Annotated in this window: 25 protein-coding genes; 18 read left to right on the top strand and 7 right to left on the bottom strand. The window is 55.9% G+C overall.

What is annotated here, in order from left to right:
* Positions 1-53 precede the first annotated feature (53 nt).
* Complete coding sequence (gene ddlA, locus HMPREF3178_RS10575; RefSeq protein ID WP_004110961.1) at positions 54-1,151, bottom strand: D-alanine--D-alanine ligase; 1,098 nt, start codon at positions 1,149-1,151, stop codon at positions 54-56.
* A 101-nt stretch (positions 1,152-1,252) separates the two neighbouring features.
* On the opposite strand from ddlA, the gene HMPREF3178_RS10570 reads away from it, so the two are divergent.
* From HMPREF3178_RS10570 to psiF, 8 genes are all read left to right on the top strand, one after another.
* Positions 1,253-1,936: an extensin-like domain-containing protein gene (locus tag HMPREF3178_RS10570; protein WP_017146533.1), complete on the top strand. Its 684-nt coding sequence runs from the start codon at positions 1,253-1,255 to the stop codon at positions 1,934-1,936.
* 169 nt (positions 1,937-2,105) lie between these two features.
* Entirely contained in the window at positions 2,106-3,305 is a 1,200-nt protein-coding gene (locus HMPREF3178_RS10565; protein WP_004099381.1) for a multidrug efflux MFS transporter, read from the top strand.
* A 178-nt stretch (positions 3,306-3,483) separates the two neighbouring features.
* The gene (gene idnO / locus HMPREF3178_RS10560; protein WP_004099382.1) at positions 3,484-4,248 is read left to right on the top strand and encodes a gluconate 5-dehydrogenase; all 765 of its coding nucleotides are present in this window, start codon (positions 3,484-3,486) and stop codon (positions 4,246-4,248) included.
* Between the two features lie 96 nt (positions 4,249-4,344).
* Positions 4,345-5,634: an MFS transporter gene (locus HMPREF3178_RS10555; RefSeq protein ID WP_004110963.1), complete on the top strand. Its 1,290-nt coding sequence runs from the start codon at positions 4,345-4,347 to the stop codon at positions 5,632-5,634.
* 66 nt (positions 5,635-5,700) lie between these two features.
* Positions 5,701-6,693: a DNA-binding transcriptional regulator IdnR gene (idnR, locus tag HMPREF3178_RS10550; protein ID WP_004099384.1), complete on the top strand. Its 993-nt coding sequence runs from the start codon at positions 5,701-5,703 to the stop codon at positions 6,691-6,693.
* Between the two features lie 229 nt (positions 6,694-6,922).
* Entirely contained in the window at positions 6,923-7,183 is a 261-nt protein-coding gene (gene iraP, locus HMPREF3178_RS10545; RefSeq protein ID WP_004099385.1) for an anti-adapter protein IraP, read from the top strand.
* 88 nt (positions 7,184-7,271) lie between these two features.
* The gene (gene phoA / locus HMPREF3178_RS10540) at positions 7,272-8,702 is read left to right on the top strand and encodes an alkaline phosphatase (protein ID WP_029496868.1); all 1,431 of its coding nucleotides are present in this window, start codon (positions 7,272-7,274) and stop codon (positions 8,700-8,702) included.
* A 90-nt stretch (positions 8,703-8,792) separates the two neighbouring features.
* Positions 8,793-9,113 carry a phosphate starvation-inducible protein PsiF gene (psiF, locus tag HMPREF3178_RS10535; RefSeq protein ID WP_017146531.1) on the top strand — a complete coding sequence of 107 codons (321 nt, stop codon included), beginning with the start codon at positions 8,793-8,795 and terminating at the stop codon, positions 9,111-9,113.
* Positions 9,114-9,159: 46 nt separating this feature from the next.
* Here psiF and proC read toward each other — a convergent pair whose 3' ends face one another.
* The gene (gene proC, locus HMPREF3178_RS10530; RefSeq protein WP_004099389.1) at positions 9,160-9,969 is read right to left on the bottom strand and encodes a pyrroline-5-carboxylate reductase; all 810 of its coding nucleotides are present in this window, start codon (positions 9,967-9,969) and stop codon (positions 9,160-9,162) included.
* A 115-nt stretch (positions 9,970-10,084) separates the two neighbouring features.
* Here proC and HMPREF3178_RS10525 point away from each other — a divergent pair, with 115 nt between their 5' ends.
* On the top strand, positions 10,085-10,543 hold the full coding sequence (locus HMPREF3178_RS10525) for a YaiI/YqxD family protein (protein ID WP_004099390.1): 459 nt from the start codon (positions 10,085-10,087) through the stop codon (positions 10,541-10,543).
* On the opposite strand, the gene HMPREF3178_RS10520 is transcribed toward HMPREF3178_RS10525, so the two are convergent.
* Positions 10,540-11,238 (bottom strand): DUF2076 domain-containing protein, encoded by a 699-nt coding sequence (locus tag HMPREF3178_RS10520; protein WP_017146530.1) that lies wholly within the window; start codon positions 11,236-11,238, stop codon positions 10,540-10,542. The two genes, HMPREF3178_RS10525 and HMPREF3178_RS10520, sit on opposite strands and share 4 nt — an antisense overlap.
* 334 nt (positions 11,239-11,572) lie before the next feature.
* Here HMPREF3178_RS10520 and aroL point away from each other — a divergent pair, with 334 nt between their 5' ends.
* The 4 genes from aroL (at position 11,573) to ppnP (ending at position 13,670) form a co-directional block, all read left to right on the top strand.
* On the top strand, positions 11,573-12,100 hold the full coding sequence (gene aroL / locus HMPREF3178_RS10515; RefSeq protein WP_004099392.1) for a shikimate kinase AroL: 528 nt from the start codon (positions 11,573-11,575) through the stop codon (positions 12,098-12,100).
* 71 nt (positions 12,101-12,171) lie between these two features.
* A complete protein-coding gene (gene yaiA / locus HMPREF3178_RS10510) occupies positions 12,172-12,363 on the top strand; it encodes a protein YaiA (RefSeq protein ID WP_004099393.1) in 192 nt (63 codons plus the stop codon).
* A gap of 254 nt (positions 12,364-12,617) precedes the next feature.
* Positions 12,618-13,298 carry an AroM family protein gene (locus tag HMPREF3178_RS10505; protein WP_029496867.1) on the top strand — a complete coding sequence of 227 codons (681 nt, stop codon included), beginning with the start codon at positions 12,618-12,620 and terminating at the stop codon, positions 13,296-13,298.
* A gap of 87 nt (positions 13,299-13,385) precedes the next feature.
* On the top strand, positions 13,386-13,670 hold the full coding sequence (ppnP, locus tag HMPREF3178_RS10500; protein ID WP_004099395.1) for a pyrimidine/purine nucleoside phosphorylase: 285 nt from the start codon (positions 13,386-13,388) through the stop codon (positions 13,668-13,670).
* Between the two features lie 42 nt (positions 13,671-13,712).
* Here ppnP and rdgC read toward each other — a convergent pair whose 3' ends face one another.
* Positions 13,713-14,624, bottom strand: a complete 912-nt coding sequence (gene rdgC / locus HMPREF3178_RS10495; RefSeq protein WP_004099396.1) for a recombination-associated protein RdgC — start codon at positions 14,622-14,624, stop codon at positions 13,713-13,715.
* Positions 14,625-14,714: 90 nt separating this feature from the next.
* On the opposite strand from rdgC, the gene mak reads away from it, so the two are divergent.
* Entirely contained in the window at positions 14,715-15,620 is a 906-nt protein-coding gene (gene mak, locus HMPREF3178_RS10490) for a fructokinase (protein WP_004099397.1), read from the top strand.
* Positions 15,621-15,668: 48 nt separating this feature from the next.
* On the opposite strand, the gene HMPREF3178_RS10485 is transcribed toward mak, so the two are convergent.
* The 3 genes from HMPREF3178_RS10485 to sbcD all read right to left on the bottom strand — a co-directional run bounded on the left by HMPREF3178_RS10485 (position 15,669) and on the right by sbcD (position 20,652).
* The gene (locus HMPREF3178_RS10485) at positions 15,669-16,031 is read right to left on the bottom strand and encodes a TIR domain-containing protein (protein WP_004099398.1); all 363 of its coding nucleotides are present in this window, start codon (positions 16,029-16,031) and stop codon (positions 15,669-15,671) included.
* A 287-nt stretch (positions 16,032-16,318) separates the two neighbouring features.
* Positions 16,319-19,453, bottom strand: a complete 3,135-nt coding sequence (gene sbcC / locus HMPREF3178_RS10480) for an exonuclease subunit SbcC (RefSeq protein WP_017146528.1) — start codon at positions 19,451-19,453, stop codon at positions 16,319-16,321.
* Positions 19,450-20,652: an exonuclease subunit SbcD gene (gene sbcD / locus HMPREF3178_RS10475; protein ID WP_017146527.1), complete on the bottom strand. Its 1,203-nt coding sequence runs from the start codon at positions 20,650-20,652 to the stop codon at positions 19,450-19,452. Before sbcD ends, sbcC begins: the two co-directional genes overlap by 4 nt.
* 304 nt (positions 20,653-20,956) lie before the next feature.
* On the opposite strand from sbcD, the gene phoB reads away from it, so the two are divergent.
* The 4 genes from phoB (at position 20,957) to proY (ending at position 26,189) form a co-directional block, all read left to right on the top strand.
* Positions 20,957-21,646, top strand: coding sequence for a phosphate response regulator transcription factor PhoB (gene phoB, locus HMPREF3178_RS10470; RefSeq protein ID WP_004099401.1), 690 nt, complete (start codon positions 20,957-20,959; stop codon positions 21,644-21,646).
* Between the two features lie 21 nt (positions 21,647-21,667).
* A complete protein-coding gene (gene phoR / locus HMPREF3178_RS10465; RefSeq protein ID WP_004099402.1) occupies positions 21,668-22,957 on the top strand; it encodes a phosphate regulon sensor histidine kinase PhoR in 1,290 nt (429 codons plus the stop codon).
* Between the two features lie 418 nt (positions 22,958-23,375).
* Positions 23,376-24,695: a branched-chain amino acid transporter carrier protein BrnQ gene (gene brnQ, locus HMPREF3178_RS10460; RefSeq protein ID WP_004099403.1), complete on the top strand. Its 1,320-nt coding sequence runs from the start codon at positions 23,376-23,378 to the stop codon at positions 24,693-24,695.
* 123 nt (positions 24,696-24,818) lie between these two features.
* Positions 24,819-26,189, top strand: a complete 1,371-nt coding sequence (gene proY / locus HMPREF3178_RS10455) for a proline-specific permease ProY (protein WP_017146526.1) — start codon at positions 24,819-24,821, stop codon at positions 26,187-26,189.
* The last annotated feature ends 110 nt before the right edge of the window (positions 26,190-26,299 follow it).

The raw sequence follows: 26,299 nt of genomic DNA, 5'->3' as shown, positions 1-26,299 counted from the left end.
TGTCCGGGCTACCGGCCCGGTAAGGCACCAGCCGCCACCGGGCGATACCTTGATTAATTCATCGATGTTTTCAGCGCCCGATCGGCGGCGTGACGCTCCAGCGCCAGTTCAATCAGGCGGCTAATCAGGCTGGTGTAATCCAGGCCGCTGGCCTGCCATAGCTTCGGATACATGCTGATGTTGGTGAAACCCGGCAGCGTATTGATTTCGTTAATCACCACGTCGTTATCGGCGGTCAGGAACACATCGACGCGCGCCATGCCGCTGCAGCCGAGGGTCTGATAGGCACGAACGGCGATCTCGCGAATTTTATCGTTTACATCGCTGTCGATGGCCGCCGGAACCACCACTTTCGCGCCCTGATCGTCAATGTACTTGGTGTCATAGGCGTAGAATTCGCTGTTGAGGACGATTTCACCGCAGGTGCTGGCCTCGGGATTATCGTTGCCCAATACCGCGCACTCGATCTCACGCCCTTTAATCCCCTGTTCAACCACCACTTTATGGTCAAATTCGAAGGCCAGGGCGACGGCCTGCTGATACTGTTCTTCGCTGTTGACCTTGCTGACGCCCACCGAGGAGCCCTGGTTCGCCGGTTTAACAAACAGCGGCAGGCCCAGCTTCGCCTGCACCTCGGCAAAGCTTACCTGATTCCTGTTAGCGCGGGTCAGGGTAATAAAAGGGGCAATCGACAGCCCGGCATCGCGCAGCAGACGTTTGGTGACGTCTTTGTCCATGCAGGCGGCGGAGCCGAGGACGTCGGAGCCGACGAAGGGCAGGTTGGCCATCCGCAGCATGCCCTGCAGAGAACCATCTTCGCCAAGAGTGCCGTGAACGATCGGGAAGATGACGTCGATGGCCGCCAGCGGCTGGCCGCTATCGGCGTTAATCAGCTGCTGCGCCTCGCGTCCGGGAATCTGCGCCAGCGTAATATCGGACGGGCGCAGGGCAATATGGGCAGGATCCTGCGGATTGAGCAGATAGTTACTGGCGTCGTTAATATGCCATTGCCCCTGCTTATCAATCCCCAGCAAAACTACGTCGAAGCGCGTTTTATCGATCGCTTCCACGATATTTTTCGCTGACTGAAGCGACACTTCATGTTCTGCCGACTTACCGCCGAAAACGATCCCAACCCTCATCTTAGCCATTTCAACTTCCATCATGATTACATCAAAGGGCATAACATAGCATGTGAAAGAGCCCCCTGGCTGCCATAATATTCACCGGGTAAAGCATTGGGAGGCGGCGCGTGAAAGGAAAAGGTCTTATCGTTCTGTTGGCGCTGCTGGCGGCCGGATATTACGGCTATCGTTATCTTCCCGCACAGTACAATCCATTCGCGCCGCTGCGCCTGGAAGACCCCCCGGGACTCCTCAGCCACTATAAACTGCGGCGATTAACGCCCGCCGAGTGCGCTGGCCTGCTTGAGGAGGCCAACCGGCGGAAGCTCATTTCCAGCCAGCCGGTGGCCGATAGCGGAGGAGCGTGTCCTCTGCAGAATGTGGTTCGGGTGCGTGATTTTGGCACGGTGAAGCTCAGCAGCAGCTTTCTTGCCAGTTGTCCGCTGGCGTTGAGCAGCGCGCTATATCTGCAACAGCAGGCGAAACCGTTGACTCGCCGGATGCTGGGGCAAGAGCTCCGCCAGATTGACCATTTTGGCAGCTATGCCTGCCGTAATATTTACCATCGCCAGAACGCGCGGCGCAGTGAGCACGCTACCGCGGAGGCGCTGGATGTCAGCGGCTTTCGTCTGTCCGATGGCCGACGCGTCAGCGTGCTGAAAGGGTGGCCCGATGCGCAGTATCACCCCTGGCTGCAGGCGTTACTGGCCGGCGGTTGCCGCTATTACGGCAACGCTTTAGGGCCGGACTATAACGCGGCCCATACCAACCATTTTCACTTCGGGATGCGCGGCCAGGGTTTCTGTTTCTAAGCATAACTCACTGTACACCACGATTTTCACCACGAAATCATTCACAACAGGGCTATATGGTGTCATAAAACACTAAACTCACCTCTGGCGCATCTCTGGTAGTACGGCGGATCGGGGAAATTGCTAAGCTAGGTAATAATTGCCAAAAAATTAATGAATACGCGTAGTTATGGAATCCTGGAAGGTTAATCTTATCTCCGTCTGGTTTGGCTGTTTTTTTACCGGACTGGCTATCAGCCAAATTCTCCCCTTTTTGCCGCTGTACGTTTCTCAACTCGGCGTAACCTCGCACGAAGCGTTATCCATGTGGTCTGGGCTGACCTTCAGCGTCACCTTTCTGGTGTCAGCGATCGTCTCGCCGATGTGGGGCAGCCTGGCCGACCGCAAAGGGCGCAAGCTAATGCTGCTGCGCGCCTCGCTGGGGATGGCCATCGCCATTTTACTCCAGGCCTTTGCCACCAACGTCTGGCAACTGTTTATCCTGCGTGCGGTGATGGGGCTGACCTCCGGCTATATTCCTAACGCTATGGCGCTGGTGGCGTCTCAGGTTCCGCGCGAGCGTAGCGGCTGGGCGCTGAGTACACTTTCAACGGCGCAAATCAGCGGCGTGATCGGTGGGCCGCTGCTCGGCGGTTTCCTGGCTGACCATGTCGGTTTGCGCGCGGTCTTTATCATCACTGCTGTTTTACTGACCGTGAGTTTCCTGGTGACGCTGTTTCTGATCAAAGAGGGCGTCCGCCCGCAGATGAGTAAGGCGGAGCGGCTGAGCGGTAAGGCGGTGTTTGCCTCGCTGCCTTATCCGGGTCTGGTAATCAGCCTGTTTTTCACCACCCTGGTGATCCAACTGTGCAATGGTTCAATTGGCCCGATTCTGGCGCTCTTTATTAAGTCGATGGCGCCGGATAGCAATAACATCGCCTTTCTTGCCGGCATGATCGCCGCCGTACCGGGCGTGTCGGCGCTGATTTCGGCTCCCCGTCTGGGGAAACTGGGCGACAGGATCGGCACCTCGCGGATCCTGCTGGCGACGCTATGCTGCGCGGTGGTGATGTTCTTTGCCATGTCGTTCGTCACAACCCCATTCCAGCTTGGTGTGCTGCGTTTTCTGCTCGGTTTTGCCGATGGGGCAATGCTGCCGGCGGTGCAAACGCTTCTGCTGAAATACTGCAGCGACAGCGTGACCGGGCGGATTTTTGGTTATAACCAGTCGTTTATGTATCTTGGCAACGTAGCCGGTCCGTTAATCGGCGCATCGGTCTCGGCCATGGCCGGCTTCCGCTGGGTGTTTATCGCGACGGCGGTTATTGTCCTGATCAATATCTGGCAGCTGGCCATCATGCTGCGTCGCAGCCGTCGTACAACGGCTTAATCCCTTCTCTTCTCCTTCGCCGGTATTGACATCACAGCGTCAATGCCGGTCGCCGACCGCCTTCAGCTTCAAATGTATTACCGATCACAAAACGATCATTTTCTCCTCTCATCCTCTTCTATTATTAACTGTTACGCGTATACAGTTACGCGTAACAGTTATCTAAAAAAGAGGTTTTATGCGAAATTTATTCGATTTGACAGGGAAGCGCGCGCTGATCACCGGGTCTGCTCAGGGGATAGGCAATTTGCTGGCCGGCGGCCTTGCGGAGTATGGGGCAGAAATCATCATCAACGATCGGACTCAGGCCCGCGCGGACCAGGCGGCGCAGGCGCTGGTGGCGCAGGGCTTCCGCGCGGTAGGGTACGCATTTGATGTCACTCAGGCGACGCAGGTCGAGCAGGCGATAGCCCGCATCGAAGCGGAGGTCGGCGCCATTGATATTTTAATTAATAACGCCGGGATTCAACGACGTTTCCCTTTTACCGAGTTTCCGGAGGAGGAGTGGGATAACGTTATTGAGGTCAACCAGAAGGGCGTTTTCCTGGTTTCGCAGCAGGTGGCGAAATATATGATCGGCCGCCGCGCCGGGAAGATAATTAATATTTGCTCAATGCAGAGCGAGCTGGGGCGTAAAACCATTACGCCTTATGCGGCCTCGAAAGGGGCAGTTAAAATGCTGACCCGCGGCATGTGCGTTGAGCTGGCGGAATACAATATTCAGGTTAACGGTATCGCACCGGGATATTTTGCCACCGAGATGACCACCGCCCTGGTCAACGATGAGGCGTTTTCCGCCTGGCTGTATCAGCGCACCCCGGCGGCACGCTGGGGCAAACCGGAAGAATTGATTGGCGCCGCGGTGTATCTGGCTTCTTCAGCGGCAAACTTTGTTAACGGTCATTTGTTATTCGTGGATGGCGGGATGCTTGCCGCCGTCTGAATCACTTCACGTCCTTCGAACCGCATGCGCGCACGCACTGCCTGAAGGACGGATTATTAAACCCGTGTGATGGTATTCAACACCTGAGGATGGCTTATGCAAATGCTCGCGAAATTACCCGTGCGTCGCTGGTGGTATTTAATGCCGATTATATTTATTACCTATAGTCTGGCCTACCTTGACCGCGCAAATTATGGTTTTGCCGCTGCGGCGGGAATTGAAAGTGATTTAGGGATTACGAAAGGAACGGCATCGCTTATTGGCGCACTATTTTTTCTCGGCTATTTCTTTTTCCAGGTGCCCGGTGCGATATATGCGGTAAAACGCAGCGTGCGAAAAATGATTTTCTTCAGTCTTATTTTATGGGGATTTTGCGCGGCGGCGACCGGGTTCGTCAGCAATATTCCGATGCTGATGGCGATTCGCTTTACGCTGGGCGTGGTCGAGGCGGCGGTGATGCCGGCAATGCTGATTTATATCAGTAACTGGTTTACCAAAACCGAACGTTCACGCGCCAATACTTTCCTGATCCTCGGAAATCCGGTGACGGTGCTGTGGATGTCGATCGTTTCGGGCTACCTCATTCAGGCGTGGGGCTGGCGCGAGATGTTTATTATCGAAGGCATTCCGGCGGTGCTGTGGGCGGTATGCTGGTGGATTCTGGTGCGCGATAAACCGTCCGAGGTTTCCTGGCTGAATGAGCAGGAAAAAGAGACCCTGCAGAAGGTGATGGACAGCGAGCAGAGTCATATCAAGCCAGTGCGCAACTACGGTGAAGCGCTGCGCTCGCGCAATGTCATTATGCTCTGCGCGGTCCATGCGCTGTGGAGCATCGGTGTGTACGGCTTCATGATGTGGATGCCGTCAATTCTGAAAAACGCCGCGCAGATGGATATCGTGGCGGTGGGCTGGCTGGCGGCGGTGCCGTACCTGGCGGCAATCATCCTGATGCTGACGGTTTCCTGGCTGTCGGATAAGTTTCAGAATCGAAAGCTGTTTATTTGGCCATTATTACTGATTGCCGCTATCGCTTTCTTTGGTTCGTGGATGGTGGGCAACCAGGCGTTCTGGCTCTCTTACCTGCTGCTGGTGATTGCCGCGGCGTGCATGTACGCGCCCTATGGCCCGTTCTTCGCGCTCATTCCTGAACTGTTGCCGCGTAACGTCTCCGGGGTATCGATGGGCCTGATCAACAGCTTCGGCGCGCTCGGCGCTTTCCTTGGCGCGTGGCTGGTGGGGTATCTGAACGGTATTACCGGCGGGCCGGGGGTATCCTATACCTTTATGGCTATCGCGCTGTTGTCCTCCGTCGTGCTGATGTACAACGTGCGCGCTAACCCACAACCCGCCACCTCCTCGGTGACGGCAAAAAAGGTCGCCGGTTAACATAAACCGCCGCTGCTGTGGTAAGGTTCTCTGCAAGGACATAAGTCGTTTGTCGTAGAGAACCTGATGAAAAACAACCGGATGACATTGCAGGATATCGCCAACCTGGCGGGGTTGAATAAAATGACGGTCAGTCGTTATTTACGCGACCCCGGTCAGGTTTCCCAGCGCAGCCGTGAGCTGATTTCGAAGGTCATGGAAGAGAACAACTATATTCCTAATCGGGCGCCGGAAATCCTGCTTAATGCTCGCAGCAAAACGATTGGCGTGCTCATTCCCTCTTTTCGCAATCAGATTTTTGCCGATGTGCTGGCCGGAATCGAATCCGTTACTTCCGCTCACCAGTACCAGACCCTGATTGCCAACTACGAATACGATCCGCAGCGTGAAGAGCGCGAGGTGCTTAACCTGCTCTCTTATAACATTGACGGGCTGATTTTGACCGGAAAACAGCATAGCGATCGCATGGTGCAATACGTCCGCGCCAGCGGTATTCCTGTTGCTGAACTGATGGATTTTGGCGGTCAGCAACTGGATATCCAGGTAGGTTTCGATAACGAAAAGGCGGCGTGGGACATGACGAACGCCTTTCTTGAGAGCGGTAAACGGGCGATCGCCTTTTTTGGTTCAATGGACGATCCCCGCGATTTAAGCCGCTTTCACGGAACCGAACTGGCGCTGGCGGCCCACGGTTTGAAGCCCTATCATATGGCGCCGCGCACCATCTCCTCGGTTGCGCTTGGCCGGCAGATGTTTCTGCAAATGCAGCAGGTGCGGCCGGATATCGATGCAATCTTTTGTACCAACGACGATCTGGCGGTAGGCGTGCTGCTGGAGTGCCAGGCTCAGGGAAAAACCGTCCCGCAGGAGATGGCGATTGCCGGTTTTCACGGGCTGGAAATTGGCCGCGCCCGGCTGCAAAAAATCGCCAGCGTCATTACCCCACGTTATGAAATCGGTAAAACTGCGAGCGAAATACTTATTGCACGTCTGGCCGGAAAAGACGCGCCGGACAGCGTTAATCTGGCCTACCAGATATATTATGGCGATACGTTATAGTTATCGATAGAATAGCGATATTCCATTTTATTCTTATTTGTTAAATTTGGTTATGTCGCTTATTAATCCGTCATTGAGTCATTTCCTGGATGGCGGGGTGTAAAGAGCAAAACGTTTCGCTTGTTATTCATGGATGAGCCGATTCATTTTAAAAAAATAATTGTGGCAACCGACGGCTAATGTATGACATAAATAGCAGACTACGGACCTCGCATAAGGATAAAGCGCTGTGAAGAATCTCATTGCTGAGCTACTGGTAAAACTCGCCCAAAAGGAAGAAGAATCGAAGGAACTGACGGCCCAGGTCGAGGCGCTGGAAGTGGTGGTCACTGCTCTGCTGCGCCATATGGCGCAGGACGCCCAGCAGGCGCTCATCAGCGATATCGAGCAGGCGATCGACGAGGCCAGCCCCGGCCCGCTGGTCGATGACCGCGATACCCAGCTACTGCAGCAATATATAAAAAAGCTGTTACGGCATCCTCGTAGTTAGTTTCGTGACAAGGTATGGATGCTGTCATTTTACTGTCACATCGCTTTTATACAGTCTCCCTCGTTTTGTTTTTTAAAGTATTTTTTACATGGAGACGATAAAAGTGAAATTAAGCGCCCTGTTTATTGCCCTGCTACCTCTGCTGGGCTCCCCGATTATTCACGCAGAAACAACAACCGCACCGGTTCTGGAAAATCGCGCCGCCCAAGGCGATATCACCACGCCGGGCGGCGCGCGTCGTTTAAGCGGCGATAGGACCGAGGCGCTGCGCGCTTCGTTAATCAATAAACCGGCTAAAAATATTATTTTGCTGATTGGCGACGGGATGGGGGATTCTGAAATTACCGCCGCGCGAAATTATGCAGAAGGGGCGGGCGGATTTTTTAAAGGGATTGACGCGCTGCCGCTGACTGGCCAGTACACCCACTATTCGCTGGATAAGAAAACCGGCAAGCCGAATTATGTGACCGACTCCGCCGCTTCCGCTACCGCATGGACCACCGGCGTAAAAAGCTATAACGGCGCGCTGGGCGTCGATATCCATGAAAAAGATCATCAGACTATCCTTGAACTGGCGAAAGCGGCGGGTTTAGCCACCGGTAACGTCTCAACGGCGGAACTGCAGGACGCGACGCCGGCTGCGCTGGTGGCGCACGTCACTTCGCGTAAATGCTACGGCCCGAGCGTGACCAGCGAAAAATGCGCCAGCAATGCGCTGGAAAAGGGCGGGAAAGGTTCCATTACCGAACAGCTGCTGAACGCGCGTCCCGACGTGACGCTGGGCGGCGGAGCGAAAACCTTCGCTGAAAGCGCGACGGCCGGCGAATGGCAGGGCAAAACGCTGCACGAGCAGGCGGTGGCCCGCGGCTACCAGATCGTTACCGATGCCAGCTCATTGGCCGCTATTAGCCAGGCAAATCAGGATAAACCGCTGCTCGGTCTCTTCGCGGAAGGCAATATGCCGGTGCGTTGGGAAGGCCCAAAGGCGTCTTATCACGGTAATATCGATAAGGCGGCAGTAACCTGTACTCCGAACCCGAAACGCGATGTATCGGTGCCGACGCTGGCGCAGATGACTGAAAAAGCCATCGATCTGCTGAGCAGCAATGAGAAAGGCTTCTTCCTGCAGGTGGAAGGCGCTTCCATCGATAAACAGGATCATGCGGCGAATCCGTGCGGCCAGATTGGCGAGACCGTCGATCTGGATGAAGCGGTACAGAAGGCGCTGGAATTTGCCAAAAAAGAGGGCAACACCCTGGTTATCGTCACCGCCGACCACGCTCACGCCAGCCAGATTATCCCCGCCGATACCAAAGCGCCGGGCCTGACGCAGGCGCTGAACACCAAAGATGGCTCGGTGATGGTGATGAGCTACGGCAACTCTGAAGAAGAGTCGATGGAGCATACCGGTACTCAGCTGCGTATCGCCGCCTATGGCCCGCATGCGGCTAACGTGGTGGGCTTAACCGATCAGACCGACCTGTTTTACACCATGAAAGCCGCACTTAATCTGAAATAACCGGACGCCGGTGATGAATTTTCGTTACCGGCTGGTTTTTTCTCCATCAGCGACCAGACTTACAGTGTTCCACTCATAGAGGATGGTGCGATGAAAATAACATTACTTGTGACCCTACTTTTTGGCCTGGTATTTATGACAGCGGTGGGTGCCTCGGAAAAAGAGTTGACCCCCCAGCAGCAAAAGATGAGCGTCTGCAATAAAGAAGCATCAGCGAAGTCGCTAAAAGGGGATGAGCGTAAAACGTTTATGAGCAGCTGCCTGAAGAAAGAGGGCGCGGCCCAGGACGGTAAGGGGTTAACGCCTCAGCAGCTAAAAATGCGCGAGTGCAACGGTCAGGCGACCCAGCAGTCGCTGAAAGGTGACGATCGCAGCAAATTTATGAGCGCGTGCCTGAAAAAACAGGTGTAGAAAATGAGCGGGTGAGGGATACCCCACCCGCTGTCCGATGTGGATATCAGGAACGGCTCAGCTGCTCTGATTTTTCCATGCATTTCGCCATGGCTTCGATAACGGCGGAACGGAAACCCTTCTCTTCCAGCACGCGCACGGCCTCGATCGTCGTGCCGCCCGGCGAGCACACCATATCCTTCAGCGCGCCCGGATGTTCCCCGCTTTCGAGCACCATTTTGGCCGAGCCCATCACCGCCTGGGCTGCGAATTTATATGCCTGAGCGCGCGGCATTCCGCCGAGTACGGCGGCATCAGCCATTGCTTCGATAAACATAAAGACGTAAGCCGGCGCGGAGCCGCTGACGCCTACCACCGGGTGGATCATCGGCTCAGCAATAATTTCCGCCTGGCCAAAGCAACGGAAGATGGTCAGGATATCCGCGGTCTCTTCGGCGCTAACCAGCGCGTTTGGCGTAACCGACGTCATGCCCGCATTAACCAGCGAAGGCGTATTGGGCATCGCGCGGACTATTTTACGATCGTGGCCCAGAGCGCGCGCCAGCTGGTCGAGGGTGACGCCAGCGGCAATGGAAACCACCAGAGAGTCTTTATTCAGGCTGGAGGCAACGTCGCTGAGAACTTTCACCATCACGCCCGGCTTAACGGCGCCAAAGATAATATCCGCTACCTGAGCCACTTCCTGCGCGCTTTGCGCCGCATTTATGCCGTACTGGTCGTGCAGGGCCGCCACTTTATCCGGCGACGGGGTGTAGACCCAGATTTGTCCCGGCTGAACCTGTCCGCTGGCGATCAGGCCGCCGAGAATGGCCTTGCCCATGTTGCCGCAGCCGATAAAGCCGATTTTCTTCTCCATCACCAATCCCCTTGTTTGTTTTATCGTTAGCGACATAGCTTATCATCTTGTTGCTTTCGCGGAAGGCCAAAGCAGGCGACAATACGTTATCTCTTTTTCATCGACAGGAGCCGCAATGGCTATTTGGGTTGATGCGGACGCGTGTCCGAACGTCATTAAAGATATTTTGTTCCGCGCCGCCGAGCGTACGCAAATCTCGCTGACGCTGGTCGCTAACCAGCCGCTGCGCGTCCCGCCGTCGCGCTTTATTCGCACGCTGCGCGTGGCGCAGGGTTTTGACGTGGCGGATAACGAAATCGTACGTTTATGTGAACCGGGGGATCTGGTGATTACCGCCGATATCCCGCTGGCGGCGGAAGTGCTGGCGAAGGGTGGGGCGGCGCTGAACCCGCGCGGCGAACGCTACAGTGAGGCGACGATACGCGAACGCCTCACGATGCGCGATTTTATGGAAACGATGCGGGCCAGCGGCGTGCAGACCGGCGGCCCGGATAGCTTATCCCAGCGCGATCGACAGCAGTTTGCCGCCGCGCTGGAGAAATGGCTGCTGGACGTCAAGCGCCAGCAGGGTTAAACCCAGCTGTCGTCGTCGCTGCCGAAATCATCGTTGCCAAAACCGGCGTCGAAGTCGGCATCATAGTCGTTGTTGTCGGCAAGGAACTGACTGTCATCCTGGCGGAAGGTATCGTCAGCGACGCTATTGTCCTGCGCCTGGCTGAGATCCGGCTGCGGTTTCTCTTCGATGATATTAACGATCTCCTGCGGATGCGAGCCGCTAAACATATTGGTGAGCATGTTTCCCAGCACCACCCCGCCCGCAACGCCCGCCGCCGTTTGCAGCGCACCGGCCATAAAACCGCCGCCGCTGCGGGCGCCCTGAGGCGCATAGCTCTGCTGTTGCGTCTGCGGAGCATACTGAGGCTGGACGCTGGCCTGAGGGCGACCATACTGCTCGGCCCCAGGAATGGGAGCGGAACCGCGAGACTGACCGCCGCCAAACAGACCAGAGAGAAAGCCACCGCTGCTCGGCTTCGCGGCCTGCAGCTGGCTGACCTGACTTTCCAGCGCCTGGATCCGCTCGTTGAGCTGCTTGATTGCCGCTTCCTGAATCAGAATCGTTTGCGCCATATAGTAAGGGGCGAACGGTTGTTCTTTAATGTGCCCGGCAATCCGCTCCTCGGCGCTGGAATCGCGCGATGCGCTGCGGCTCTCGGCCTCTTTTAACCGGGAAAACAGTCCATCGATAAGGCGTTGCTCTTCAGATTGCATACTACATACCTCTGTCATACTGATTGATTAGCCTCAGATTCGCTCCGAAGCACGGATGTTGTAAATATGTGGCTGCGTAAAGCTGTGCGGAAATGTGTTACTGTTTACGCCAGACTGCGAACAAAAAATAACTTTTGTACAAAAGTAAAGCTGGCATAACACCACATGCAATGATAAGTTTACATTTAAAGTCCTTTCTAATACTAAGGTGAAAGGGTTTGCAGATGGTGTGTAACGTTTATTTTACGGTTATCGTCAGGTAAGTTTGCGGTACCATTGTTTCTCTTTTCGCTTTCATTTATCCGCAAAACGCGGAACCAAGGGGTCTTCGGTAATGACACAGCTAATTTTTCTTGTCGGGCCTCGCGGCTGCGGTAAAACGACGATCGGTCATGCGCTGGCGGAAGCTCGCGGTTTCCAGTTCGCCGATACGGATCATGAGCTTCAGGAGCATGAACAACGCAGCGTGGCGACTATCGTTCAGCAGGAAGGCTGGGAACGCTTTCGCGCTCTGGAAACGCAGGCGCTGGAACGCGTCGCTCAACCCGCAACGATCATCGCTACCGGCGGCGGCATTATTCTCAGCGAATACAATCGTCAGTTTATGCGGGAAAATGGCGTCGTGATCTATCTTGAGGCCACGGTTTCTGCCCTGATTGGTCGTCTTGAAGCCTATCCGAAGGCGGAACAGCGCCCTACGCTGACCGGAAAGCCGATCCGCGATGAAGTGGGGGAGGTGCTGGCACAGAGGGAAGCGCTGTATCGGGCCGCCGCGCATCATATTATCAACGCGACCGTCCCGCCGGATGAAGTCGTTGAACAGATTATGACGACCGTCTGCGGTGAGACCTATACCAGTTAAGACTTTACCTGGGGTAAACGGATCGGCAGCGCCTATACTTTAAATCTCTTAAGGTAAAAAAAGGAAATGCTATGCCGACCAGACCTCCATATCCAAGGGAAGCGCGCGTTGTCGCCGTTGAGAAAGGCCCCGAGGGGCAAACGGTGACCTGGTATGAACTGCGCGCTGACCATCCGACGCCTGACTCGCTTATCAGTGAGCACCCTACAGAACAGGAAGCGCTGGACGCTAAACGGCGTTACGAAGATCCTGATAAGTCATAATCCCCCAATAAATGTCCGGGATTCGCTCTGAAAAAGTCGTAACCGGGCATATATCACATTTTTAATTAATTAACAGTACTAATGATTAACTAAGATACGGATTTTCAGGAGCGTTTTAAGCGCTTCTGGAATCTTTACATTCCATATTAGCCGTAACCTGCTACGCTTCACGACGGTTGATTTTGGTCACCAGGGGGCAGAAGTCGTAAATAGAAGCCTGTTTTGAAACAGCGGTTGTGACAAAGGTAAATGATATGAGTAGTGCATCGATGGCAATTTTGACCATTGGGGTGGTACCGGTGGCGGAGATGTTGCCGCTTTTAACTGAACATATCAGGGAAGATCAGATTAATCATATTAGCCTGTTAGGCAAAATGGCGCGCGAAGAGGTTATGCGCGATTACTGCGTGGAACCCGGCGATGAAGCGCTGTTAACCTTGCTCAATGATAATCAAATCGCGCAAGTCTCGCGGCAGAAAGTTGAACGTGATTTACATAGCGTCATTGCGATGCTCGATAAACAAAATTACGACCTTATTTTACTGATGAGTACCCATCCTTTTAGCGGATTTAAAGCAAATAATGCAATCCTGCTCGAGCCGCAAAGGATCATTCCGCCGCTGGTCGCGTCGATTGTTGACGGCCATCAGGTGGGAGTAATTGTTCCGGTGGAAGAGATGCTGCCGCTGCAGCGGGATAAATGGCAGGTGTTAACGCATACTCCTTTTTATGCTATCTGCAGTCCGGTTAACGGTAGTAAAGAACAGCTGCTGGCCGCGGGCAGGGAGTTAATTGAACAAGGCGCTGACGTATTAATGCTGGATTGTCTTTGTTACCACCAGCAGCATCGCGATATATTACAAAAAGCGCTGGATATTCCGGTTTTATTGTCAAATATACTGATTTCACGGCTGGCGGCAGAACTATTAGTTTAACCTGTTGTAACACGTTAATTTTACGTGACAGGGGCAAGGAGCGCCCCCTATATTGTGCCTTCAACACAAGATCATAAGGGCGAGTTTATGCTTCAAAGCAATGAATACTTTGACGGAAAAGTAAAATCCATTGGCTTCACCAGCAGCAGCACCGGTCGTGCGAGCGTGGGCGTTATGGCGGAAGGGGAATACACCTTCGGGACCGCGCAGCCGGAAGAGATGACCGTAGTCAGCGGCGCGCTGAACGTTCTTCTGCCGGGTGAAACCGAGTGGAAAGTCTATGCTGCCGGGGAAGTATTCAACGTTCCGGGGAATAGCGAGTTTAATTTGCAGGTGGCTGAACCCACGTCTTATCTGTGCCGCTATCTGTAACGTTCGTTTCCTTCCTGCGCAGGCAGGAAGGAATTTACCCGATTAGCGCTGCGCTTCGCCGCCTAACCCTTCTACCAGATTCTGAATTAGCGCGGCCAGTTCGCCGGTCATCAGAATAAAGTCCGCGTCAAAGCGCTGAGCGAAATCTTCCCGGTCGATATCTTCATTCTGGTCCCGCAGCTCGTCGCAGAACTTCAGACGTTTAATCGAACCATCATCGCACATTAAGAACTGAATGCGCTGTTGCCAGTCGAGCGCCAGCTTGGTCACCACCTTACCAGCCTCAATGTGCACAGCGATCTCATCGCTGACCAGATCCTGTTTTTTCGCGCGGATCACGCCGCCATCTTCCAGCATCGCTTTCAGCTCGGCTTCATCCAGCAGCTGGAAGCCCTGAGCCACGGTACCGGAACGCACCCACTCGGTCAGCGTCAGTTCGATCGGGGTTTCCAGCGCCAGCGGAACAACCGGCAGCGAGCCCAGGGTTTTACGCAGCAGCGCCAGCGTATCTTCCGCTTTTTTGGCGCTGGCGCAGTCCACCATGATCAACCCGTTGACGGTATCGATCCACATCATGGTCTGGCTGAAGCGGCTAAAGGCGCGCGGCAGCAGGGAATGAAGCACTTCATCCTTCAGCGAATCTTTTTCCGTTTTTTTCAGCTTACGGCCCTGTTCGGCTTCCAGCTTGAAGATCTTTGCTTCCAGCGCCTGTTTGATCACCGGAGACGGCAGGATCTTCTCTTCTTTACGCGCGCAGATAACTATCTGGCCATTTGCCGTATGGGTCAGCGCATCACTGTGCGAGCCCATCGGCGGAACCCAACCGGTTTTGGCCATATCCTGGCTGCCGCATGGGGTAAATGTCAGCTCGGCCAGCTGTTTTTCCATCTCCTCGGCGCGCAGGGAAATGTCGCGGCTGAGACGATAAACCATTAAATTTTTGAACCACAGCATGATAATTTCCACGGCTTTGTCGTTAAATCCAGCGGGCATGATAGCGAATTGTCGCTATGCTTGCATTGTTAATCGGGAGAGGAATTCACAGTGCGCATTGGGATTGATTTAGGCGGGACCAAAACGGAAGTCATCGCGCTGAGCGACCAGGGAGAGCAGCTATTTCGCCACCGCCTGCCTACGCCAGGGGGGGATTATCGCCAGACGATAGAGACGATAGCCTCGCTGGTCGAGATGGCCGAGCAGGCTACCGGGCAGAGCGGCACGGTCGGCGTCGGCATCCCCGGTTCGATTTCGCCTTATACCGGCGTAGTTAAAAATGCCAACTCAACGTGGCTCAACGGCCAGCCGTTTGATAGAGACCTTTGCCAGCGCCTGCAACGTGAAGTGCGTCTGGCCAACGATGCCAACTGCCTCGCGGTGTCGGAAGCGGTCGACGGCGCGGCGGCCGGGGCGCAAACGGTATTCGCGGTGATCATTGGCACCGGCTGCGGTTCAGGCGTGGCGCTTAACGGACGCGCCCATATTGGCGGCAACGGCACGGCGGGCGAGTGGGGACACAATCCGCTGCCGTGGATGGATGAGGATGAACTGCGCTATCGCGCTGAAGTACCGTGCTACTGCGGTAAACAGGGCTGTATCGAAACCTTTATTTCCGGCACCGGCTTTGCTATCGATTACAAGCGGTTAAGCGGCCACCAGCTAAAGGGCAGCGAGATTATGCAGCGCGTCAGCGAGCAGGATCCGGTGGCGGAACTGGCGCTGAGCCGCTACGAGATGCGGCTGGCGAAGTCGTTGGCTCACGTGGTCAACATTCTCGATCCGGACGTCATTGTGCTTGGCGGGGGAATGAGCAACGTTGATCGTCTCTATCAAACGGTGCCGAATCTGCTAAAACCATGGGTATTCGGCGGTGAATGCGAGACGCCGATTCGCCGGGCGGTGCACGGGGACTCCAGTGGCGTGCGCGGCGCGGCCTGGCTGTGGCCGCTGTAATCTTCAACCCGCTGCGCGGCCTGAACGGTGCAGCGGGTACCCTGCGGATTATCGGTCCGGGATCTCCTCCAGGCTGTAATAAATCGACAGCCCCCTTTTTTTGCCTTCCTCAATATCCAGATCCGCGCCGCGAGATTCGCCCGGCAGGCGTAAAATAGCGTCACAGCGGCTAATTAAGCGGTGAGCGACGGGGTAGAGATATTCCTCGCTAATCGCATCGCCAATTTCCGTGGAGCCCGCGGCTTTGGCAATGGGGAGAGCCAGCCATTCGCCGACCACGGGGATATGTCCTTTCTGATAAACGCGTAGCGCAACCTGGGCCATATTGTTCAGGTTAGCGTCGATTAGTTCCGCGCGATTGTGAGTGCCGCTGCGTACCGGGCCGGCAATCAAAATTAGTAAATTTTTCATGGTTAAGACCTTCTTAATGGGCCAGAGGGGATGGGACGATGCTGCCGGAGGCCGCAGTTCGCCCGTCAGAAAAGTTATCGATGCACGTTTTTGCACGAAATGATGCGATGACGATAATAAACGCGTTTTCATGCATGAATTAGCCTGGTTTTCATCATTAAAGCAATTTAATTGAACTTATCATGCATATTCGTGCGATATCAAGATGTATCGTGAATTTCTGACCCGGACAACGGAGCGACCTCTCCCGTGGGAGAGGTCTTGAAGACAGGTGCGGAGGGAGAACATTATTCGACGGCGAAGGTTTTATCCAGGCGGCTATAGCCCAGCCCGTTGATCTTTTTAACTTTAATTTGCACCGGAATGCGCTCTTTCATCGCCTCGACGTGGCTGATGACGCCGATAACCTTGCCGCTGGCGTTGAGCGCGTCCAGCGCATCCAGCGCGGTATCGAGGGTTTCGCTATCCAGCGTGCCGAAGCCCTCATCAAGAAACAACGAGTCTATCCGCGTCTTATGGCTCACCAGGTCGGAGAGCGCCAGCGCCAGCGCGAGGCTTACGAGGAAACTCTCGCCGCCGGAGAGGGTCCGGGTGTCGCGCACCGCGTCCGCTTGCCAGGTGTCGACCACTTCAAGCTCCAGGGCATCGCTGGCTTTACGTTGCAGCAGATAGCGACCGTGCAGGCGATTAAGCTGATGGTTGGCCAGCCACACCAGATTATCCAGCGTCAGGCCCTGGGCAAATTTACGGAATTTATCGCCCTCCCTGGAGCCGATAAGCGAGTTCAGCCATCCCCAGTCTTCCACTTCCTGCGCGGTGCGCTCCATCTGCTGGCGTAAAGCGTGCTGACGCTGCTGGTTTTCTGCATTCTGTTTCAGCTGCTGGCGAATCTCTCCCTGACGGGCGCTGTTTTCCCGCAGCAGCGTCGTTAGCTGCTGAAGCTGTTCCTGCACCTGCTCAAGAGACTGGCTGAAGTCCATTTCCGCCGGCGGCTGCCGGCTGTGGTTATCGAGCGCTTCGCGAGCCCGTAGCGCCAGCGCCTGATTCTGCTGTAGCCTGCTCTCCAGCGTCTGTTTCAGGTTTTCGAGACGCTGGCGCGTTTCCTCATCAAGCAGCGCGGCGAGAAATGCCTGCCGGTCCGCGAAGGGGCTGGCGGCCAGCGCTGCGCTGAACTGCGCTTCGCTCTCTTTCAACTGAACCTGCTGCTGGCTCTCCTGCTGCCCCAGAGTTTGCCACTGGCTCTGGAGCGCGAGGCAGTCATCGTGCACCTGACGCCAGCCGTCGAGCGGCGCGGGTTCTGCCGCTAAGTCCGTTTCCGGTAAGGCCTCCAGCAGCGGGGTCAGCTGCTGGAGCTGTTCCTGCAGGGCGAGCAGTTCATTCTGTTTGGCCTGCCAGCTGCGGGTCTCTTCTTCCCGCAGCGCCAGCCAGCTCGCGGTCTGCTCTGCAGCCGGTAGGCTCAGGCTAAAGGCGCTCAGTTCGGCCGCCAGCGCGGCGCTGCGCTGCTCTTGTTCCTGCTGTAGCTGCTGAAGCTGCTGCTGGCACTCCTGCTGCTGAGCCTGCCAGGCCAGACGCTGCTGATGCTGATAGAGCCGCTGTTCATGCTCCTGCTGCGCATTTATCCAGCCCGGAATATCATCCTTTGGCGTCAGGTCGATATTTAATCCGCCGATCGTCTCCTGCCAGCGTGATGTAAGCGCTTGCTCCTGCTGCAGAAGCGATGCTTTCTCAGCCGCCTCTTTTTGCTGGTGCTTAATCAGGGCGTCCAGCTCGCCGCGCACCAGGGCGCCAGCCTCCGCCAGCTGTTTAACTTCGCGCTCCAGCGCATCGCGCCGCGCCTGATTAACGCCGGGAACCAGCGCCTGATATTCGGCGACGGCCGGATGCTGCGCGGAACCGCAGAGCGGACAAGGGGTACCGGGCTGCAGGCGAGCACGCTCGGCCTCAAGACCGGCAATGCGCGCTTCCATTTCGCACAGGGCTTTCACATCGCTCAGCTGCTGATTCTTCTCTTTATAAGCCTGACGGCGCTGAGCCAGTATCGCTTCCAGTTTTTCCTGCTCCTGCCTGGTGGCCTGCCCGGCGGCGTTGAGCTGCATCAGGCGCTGGCCCAGAGGCTGAAGTTGACTATGTAGCGCTGAGAGCTGCTGGCGCAGAGCGCGAGCCGCGGCGTGCTGCGCCAGCCCGGCGCTGACCTGTTCGGCATCCAGCGTCAGCCCGGCGGGCGGCAGGTCTGCCAGTCTGCGACGGGTTTCCGCCAGACGTTGCTGCAGGGCGGCTTGCTGCTGGGTATCGCGAGTCTGCTGCTGGAAAGCCGCCCGCCAGCCCGCCAGCGCATTGCCCCACCGCTGAAAACGGTCATGCTCTTTTAGCCATGCGGAGAGCGTTTGCTGGTGGCTCTGCAGGCGTTCAGACTGCTGGCGGGCGGCGAGGCGAATCCCCGCTCGCCGTCGCAGCCTTTCATGTAAGCGAGTATTTACTTCTTCTCTCAGGCGACGGGTTTGCGCCAGCGCGGTGGTTTGTTCCTGCTGACGCGTCCACTGTGGACGTAAGTGCTCTGCAGGCTGGGCATTCAGCAGCACGGTCAGCTGCGGCTGCGCCTGCTCCAGCGCAGATTGGGCTTCGCGTAGCGCGCTCTGCGCCTGCAGATCTTCTGCTGTCAGCTCTGCGCGGCGTACCAGCCACTGACGGGCATTTTGCAGACGGCTTTGTTCGCTAACCTTCTGTTTTTCTTCATCAGTAAGCGCTTGCAAACTTTGCTGTAGCGCCTGCTGCTGGTCGTCGCTTAGCAGCAGGACGCCGGAAGCCTGAGCCTGGATTTTCTCCAGCTCGACGCGGGCCTGCTTATGCTTTTCAAAGACCTGCGCGGAAATCTGGCCGTAAATTTCGGTACCGGTCAGCTCTTCCAGCAGCTCGGCGCGCTCTTTCGGTTTAGCATTCAGGAAGGCGGCGAACTGCCCCTGCGATAGCAGCATCGAGCGGGTGAAGCGGCCATAGTCCAGGCCGGTGAGCGAGGCGGTCATTTCCAGCTTGTCTTTGATCTTATCGGCGAGGATTTTGCCATCCTCGCAGCGCGCCAGCTCGACGCGCGGCACCTGCAGGTTGCCGTCCGGCTGGTTTCGCGCCCGGTTCTGACTCCAGAAGGCGCGATAGGCGATGCCTTTGACTTCGAACTCCACTTCCGCCAGACATTCGGCGGTGTCGCGGGTCATCAGATCGTTTTGTGATTGCGACACGCTGCTCAGGCGCGGGGTTTCGTGATAGAGCGCGAGGCAGATAGCATCCAGCAGCGTGGTTTTTCCGGCGCCGGTCGGCCCGGTAATCGCGAACAGACCGTTGCTGGCGAACGGCTCAGCGGTGAAATCAATTTTCCATTCACCTTTCAGTGAATTGAGGTTTTTCAGGCGTAAGCTGAGTATTTTCACAGGCGATCCTCACCGTTCAGGCTATGCAGCGTTTCATTAAAAAGCTGTTCCAGGCGCTGCTGCTGCGCGGCTTCCAGCGTTTCCAGCGCCAGACGGCGGGCGAAGACATCCTCCACCTGCAGTTCGCTGAGGGTCTCTCGCTGAGCGCCGGCCAGAATGCGGTTGCGCTGGGCGCGACTGCGGCGCACCAGCAGGACTTCCACCGGCAGCGTTTCGGTCTGCGCCTGAATTTTACGCTGGATATCATGCATATATTCGTCGCTGGTGATTTCGATATCCAGCCACACTGCGGGCTGCAGGGCGCTATCCTGCCATTGGTTTAGCTGCTCGCTAATGCTGGCGAAATCGCCCTTTAGCACCGCCAGCGGCTGGGTGACGGGAACGATAAGCGGCGTGACATCCGCCAGACGCCCGTGGGTAAAAGTGACCAGATTGACGCTTTTATTTTTCCCTGTTTCATCAAAGCTCAGCGGGATGGGGGAGCCGCTGTAGCGGATATGCTCGCAGCCGCCCACCACCTGCGCACGGTGAATATGGCCGAGCGCAATATAGTCGGCAGGCGGAAAACGGCTCGCCGGAAAGGCGTCCAGCGTACCGATATAGATTTCGCGCACCGCGTCGCTTTTGCTGGCGCCGACGGTGGTTAAATGGCCGCTGGCGATAATCGGTAGCGCCCGGTCGCCGCGCAGTTCGCAGGCCTGCTGGTACTGCTGCTGGTAATAGTCGCTGATGGCGCTCAGGAGCTGCTGCTGCTTTTCGCCGCTGGAGTGCCCGGCCTGGCTGGTTACCAGTTCACGCGGGCGCAGGAACGGCACCGGGCAAAAAATCGCCCCCGGCGAACCGTCGCGCAGCGGCAGAATAAAGGGGGCGTGGCCGGCATTGGCCACGACCGTGGTTTTCAGGAACGCAAGAATGTCTCGCGACTCGTTGAGGGTGGCGACCGAATCATGGTTGCCCGCCAGCACCACCAGCCGACAGCCGGTTTGCTGCAGCTGAACGACAAACCGGTTATACAGCTCGCGCGCGTAGCTCGGCGGGGAGCCGGTATCAAAAATATCGCCCGCGACAATAATGGCATCGACGTCATGTTCCTGCGCGCTGGCCAGCAGCCAGTCGAGAAACGCCTGATGTTCGGCGGCGCGACTTTTGCTGTAAAAATTTTGCCCAAGATGCCAGTCAGAGGTATGAAGGATGCGCATAGTTGTTCCATAGCGTAAAAGCGAAAGCGGCATTATATACCCGTCATCCTTCAAGTTGCTTATGCGTTGGCTACCCGCGCCCACCCAGTCGCATCGTTATCTCTTTTTTGGGACTTACGCCCTTGCTGCCTTTAAGCAAGCCGAATTATTACGGGGATAAGACTGCTCTCAGGCGCGATAAGTCCGTGTCACAATTCGAAATCCGCGTTCATCCGGCGGTCATTTTTTTCATAAATCTGTCATAAATCTGACGCATAATGGCCGCGCACTTCTATACTGATGGCTAAAAAATACAGGGTAAATAATGGCGAGAAGAATTCTGGTCGTTGAAGATGAAGCTCCAATCCGCGAGATGGTTTGCTTTGTTCTGGAGCAAAACGGCTTTCAGCCCGTCGAGGCGGAAGATTTTGACAGCGCGGTTAATCAGCTCAATGAACCCTGGCCGGATTTGATCCTCCTCGACTGGATGCTGCCGGGTGGGTCGGGTCTGCAGTTTATTAAACAGCTCAAGCGTGAAGCGATGACCCGCGATATTCCCGTGGTGATGCTCACCGCCCGCGGCGAAGAGGAAGATCGCGTCCGCGGTCTGGAGACCGGCGCCGATGACTACATCACTAAGCCGTTTTCCCCGAAAGAGCTGGTGGCGCGAATTAAAGCCGTGATGCGGCGCATTTCGCCGATGGCGGTGGAAGAGGTGATTGAAATGCAGGGGCTGAGCCTCGACCCCTCTTCGCATCGGGTCATGACCGGTGAAAATCCGCTGGATATGGGGCCGACGGAGTTTAAATTATTACACTTCTTTATGACCCACCCGGAACGGGTTTATAGCCGCGAACAGCTGCTGAATCACGTCTGGGGAACCAACGTTTATGTCGAAGACAGAACGGTAGACGTGCATATTCGCCGTCTGCGCAAAGCGCTGGAACATAGCGGCCATGACCGGATGGTACAAACGGTTCGCGGTACGGGATATCGTTTCTCCGCCCGATTCTGAATGTTGACAGGAGTGTGAACCGTGCTGGAACGGCTGTCATGGAAAAGGCTGGCGCTTGAGCTTTTCTTGTGTTGTATCCCGGCCCTGATCCTCGGGGCGTTTTTAGGTCATCTGCCGTGGTTTTTATTGGCGGCAGTGACCGGTCTTCTTATCTGGCATTTCTGGAATCTGATGCGCCTGTCATGGTGGCTGTGGGTTGACCGCAGCATGACGCCTCCGCCGGGTAGTGGCAGCTGGGAGCCGCTGCTGTACGGACTGCATCAAATGCAGATGCGTAATAAAAAGCGTCGCCGTGAGCTGGGCAACCTGATTAAGCGCTTTCGCAGCGGGGCGGAGTCTCTGCCGGATGCGGTAGTGCTGACCACCGAAGAAGGCGCGATGTTCTGGTGTAACGGCCTGGCGCAGCAGATCCTGAATCTGCGCTGGCCTGACGATAACGGGCAGAACATCCTTAACCTCTTGCGCTATCCTGAATTTGCCAATTACCTGAAATACAGGGATTTTTCTAAACCGCTCAACCTGGTACTGAATAACGGTCGCCATCTGGAGATTCGCGTGATGCCCTACAGCGATAAACAGCTGCTGATGGTTGCGCGCGATGTTACGCAGATGCACCAGCTGGAAGGGGCGCGGAGAAACTTTTTCGCTAACGTCAGCCATGAGCTGCGTACGCCGCTGACGGTGCTGCAGGGGTATCTGGAGATGATGCAGGAGCAGGTGCTGGAAGGGGGGACGCGCGAAAAAGCGTTGCACACCATGCGCGAGCAAACTCAGCGAATGGAAGGCCTGGTGAAACAATTGCTGACGCTGTCGCGAATCGAAGCCGCGCCGGTCCTGGCGATGAACGATAAAATCGATGTGCCGATGATGCTGCGGGTCGTTGAGCGCGAAGCGCAAACGCTAAGCCAGCAGAAGCATGCGCTGCATTTTTCGGTTGATGAATCGCTGAAAGTGCTGGGTAATGAAGAACAGCTGCGCAGCGCGATTTCCAACCTGGTGTATAACGCGGTCAATCATACGCCGCCGGGAACGGATATTACCGTAAGCTGGCAGCGAGCGCCGCACGGGGCAATGTTCAGCGTCGAAGATAACGGGCCGGGCATCGCGCCGGAACATATTCCGCGCCTGACCGAGCGTTTCTATCGGGTGGATAAAGCGCGCTCGAGACAGACCGGCGGCAGCGGTCTGGGGCTGGCGATTGTCAAACATGCGGTCAGCCATCACGATAGCCGCCTCGAAATTGAGAGTACGCTGGGTAAAGGCACCCGCTTTAGCTTCCTGCTACCGGAACGTTTAATTGCCAAAAATTGAACGCCTGCATGTGGGTGTCAGCATAACTTGCCAATGACCAGCTTCGGCTGGTCATTTTCGTTTGCAGTAAAATCGAAGTTGAGTAATTAACGAACGTTAGCTGCTTTTTTGTTCGCATGATAAGCCAGATGTTTTCCATCCATCAGGTAAATAATTCTACGCATTAAAATAGAGTCAGCATAATCATCTGCTTTTGCGATCCCTCCTTGCTTTAAAACGTTATAAGCGTTTAAATTGCCCCCCTACGGTCGCAGACAGACTGTTTTTGCGTGGTAATTCAAAAAACAATTCTTTTCCACGCCGCTTTGGGAGCATATCCCGCTGAGTTTACTGACAATGGCCGCTGTATCATCCCCAGGGGAAAGGCGCGGTATTTATCCGTTTTTACAACACCACATCCACAGGCTGTAATGAATTTATGACCCATCAGTTAAAATCTCGCGACATCATTGCGTTGGGCTTTATGACCTTCGCGCTGTTCGTCGGCGCAGGCAATATTATCTTTCCTCCGATGGTTGGCTTACAGGCCGGCGAACACGTCTGGACCGCGGCTATTGGCTTTCTGATTACCGCCGTGGGTCTGCCGGTGCTAACGGTTGTGGCGCTGGCGAAAGTCGGCGGCGGCGTAGAGAGCCTGAGCACGCCGATTGGTAAAGTTGCCGGTATCCTGCTGGCGGTGGTTTGCTATCTTGCCGTTGGGCCGCTGTTTGCGACTCCGCGTACCGCCACCGTCTCTTTTGAAGTGGGGATTGCTCCGCTGACCGGCGACGGCCCGCTGCCGCTGCTGATTTATAGCGTTATCTATTTTGCCCTGGTGATCCTCGTTTCGCTCTATCCGGGCAAGCTGCTGGACACCGTCGGGAATTTCCTCGCGCCGTTGAAAATCATCGCTCTGATTATTCTCGCCGTTGCGGCGATCGTCTGGCCAGCCGGTCCGCTGAGCCACGCGATGGAAGCCTACCGTACCGCGCCATTCTCCAACGGCTTCGTCAACGGCTATCTGACCATGGACACCCTTGGGGCGATGGTCTTTGGGATCGTGATTGTCAACGCGGCGCGTTCTCGCGGCGTGACCGAAGCCCGCCTGCTGACCCGTTACACCGTCTGGGCTGGCCTGATGGCCGGCGTGGGCCTGACGCTGCTGTATCTGGCGTTGTTCCGTTTAGGTTCCGATAGCGGCACGCTGGTGGAGCAGTCCGCTAACGGCGCGGCGATTCTGCACGCTTATGTCCAGCACACCTTCGGCGGCGCGGGGAGCTTCCTGCTGGCAGCGCTGATCTTCATCGCTTGCCTGGTGACGGCGGTAGGCCTGACCTGCGCCTGTGCGGAGTTTTTTGCCCAGTATCTGCCGTTCTCCTATCGTACGCTGGTCTTTATCCTTGGCCTGTTTTCGATGGCGGTTTCCAACCTTGGCCTGAGCCACCTGATTCAGATTTCGATTCCGGTGCTGACGGCTATCTATCCGCCGTGTATCGCACTCGTGGTATTAAGCTTTACCCGTAGTTGGTGGCATAATTCGTCCCGCGTTATTGCCCCGGCAATGTTTATCAGCCTGATGTTTGGTATCATTGACGGCATTAAAGCGTCGGCGTTTGCAGAGATTTTGCCATCCTGGACCGCGCGCCTGCCGCTGGCGGAGCAAGGGCTGGCGTGGCTGATGCCAACCGCCGTGATGGTGATTCTGGCCGTTATCTGGGATCGCGCAGCAGGGCGTCAGGTGGCCTCCAGCGCGCACTAACCGACGCTTTACACAGGTGTTTAACCACGGGACTTCAGGTCCCGTGGTTTTTTGTTTTTTTGGTCATCCTCCCCGGTGCTTTGCCCCCGCGAAGGCCAGAGGAGAAAAACGGCATGGAACATGATGGAAAGTAGTAACAAGCTTAAGCGCGGGCTAAGTACCCGGCATATTCGTTTTATGGCGCTGGGGTCGGCAATCGGTACCGGCCTTTTCTATGGTTCGGCTGACGCGATTAAAATGGCGGGGCCGAGCGTTCTGTTGGCTTATATTATCGGCGGCGTCGCGGCCTACATTATTATGCGCGCGCTGGGCGAAATGTCGGTACACAACCCGGCCGCCAGTTCGTTCTCGCGCTATGCCCAGGATTACCTTGGCCCGCTGGCGGGCTATATCACCGGCTGGACCTACTGTTTTGAAATCCTGATTGTCGCCATAGCCGACGTCACGGCCTTCGGCATCTATATGGGGGTCTGGTTCCCGGCGGTGCCGCACTGGATCTGGGTACTCAGCGTGGTGCTGATTATCTGCGCCGTCAACCTGATGAGCGTCAAGGTCTTCGGCGAGCTGGAGTTTTGGTTCTCCTTCTTCAAAGTCGCCACTATTATCATCATGATCCTCGCCGGTTTCGGCATCATTATCTGGGGGATCGGCAACGGCGGGCAGCCGACGGGTATCCACAACCTGTGGAGCAACGGTGGCTTCTTCAGCAACGGCTGGCTGGGGATGGTGATGTCGCTGCAGATGGTGATGTTCGCCTACGGTGGGATTGAAATCATCGGCATCACCGCCGGTGAAGCGAAGGATCCGGAGAAATCCATTCCGCGCGCCATTAACTCGGTGCCGATGCGTATCCTCGTGTTTTACGTCGGTACGCTGTTCGTGATTATGTCTATCTATCCGTGGAACCAGGTTGGAACTAACGGCAGTCCTTTCGTTCTGACCTTCCAGCATCTGGGTATTACCTTTGCCGCCAGCATCCTGAACTTTGTGGTGCTGACCGCTTCGCTGTCGGCGATTAACTCCGATGTCTTTGGCGTGGGGCGTATGCTGCACGGTATGGCGGAGCAGGGCAGCGCGCCGAAAATGTTTACCAAAACGTCCCGTCGCGGGGTGCCGTGGGTAACCGTGATGGTAATGACTATCGCGCTGCTGTTCGCCGTTTACCTTAACTACATTATGCCGGAGAACGTCTTTCTGGTGATCGCCTCTCTGGCGACATTCGCCACCGTCTGGGTGTGGATTATGATCCTGCTGTCGCAGATCGCCTTCCGTCGCTGTTTGCCGCCGGAAGAGGCGAAGGCGCTGAAGTTTAAGGTGCCTGGCGGAGTAACGACCACGGTGATTGGCCTGCTATTCCTGGTCTTTATTATCGGTCTGATTGGCTACCATCCTGACACGCGCATCTCGCTGTACGTGGGCTTTGCGTGGATTATTCTGTTACTGATTGGCTGGCAGTTTAAAACTCGCCGCGAGCGTAAGCTGGCGAAAGCCTAGTCCTTTTCGTTCTCTTCTTGCCGGATACGCACGGGCTATCCGGCAAGCCGTTCCTCCACCCCCGCCATCCTCCCCCAATAATTCTGCCGACGATGAGTCATACGCCAGTA

It is taken from the genome of Klebsiella sp. HMSC09D12 (assembly GCF_001808475.1).
GTDB lineage: Bacteria > Pseudomonadota > Gammaproteobacteria > Enterobacterales > Enterobacteriaceae > Klebsiella > Klebsiella oxytoca.
The sequence above is the reverse complement of the archived record's forward strand: the minus strand, read 5'-3'. Positions and strand labels throughout refer to the sequence as shown.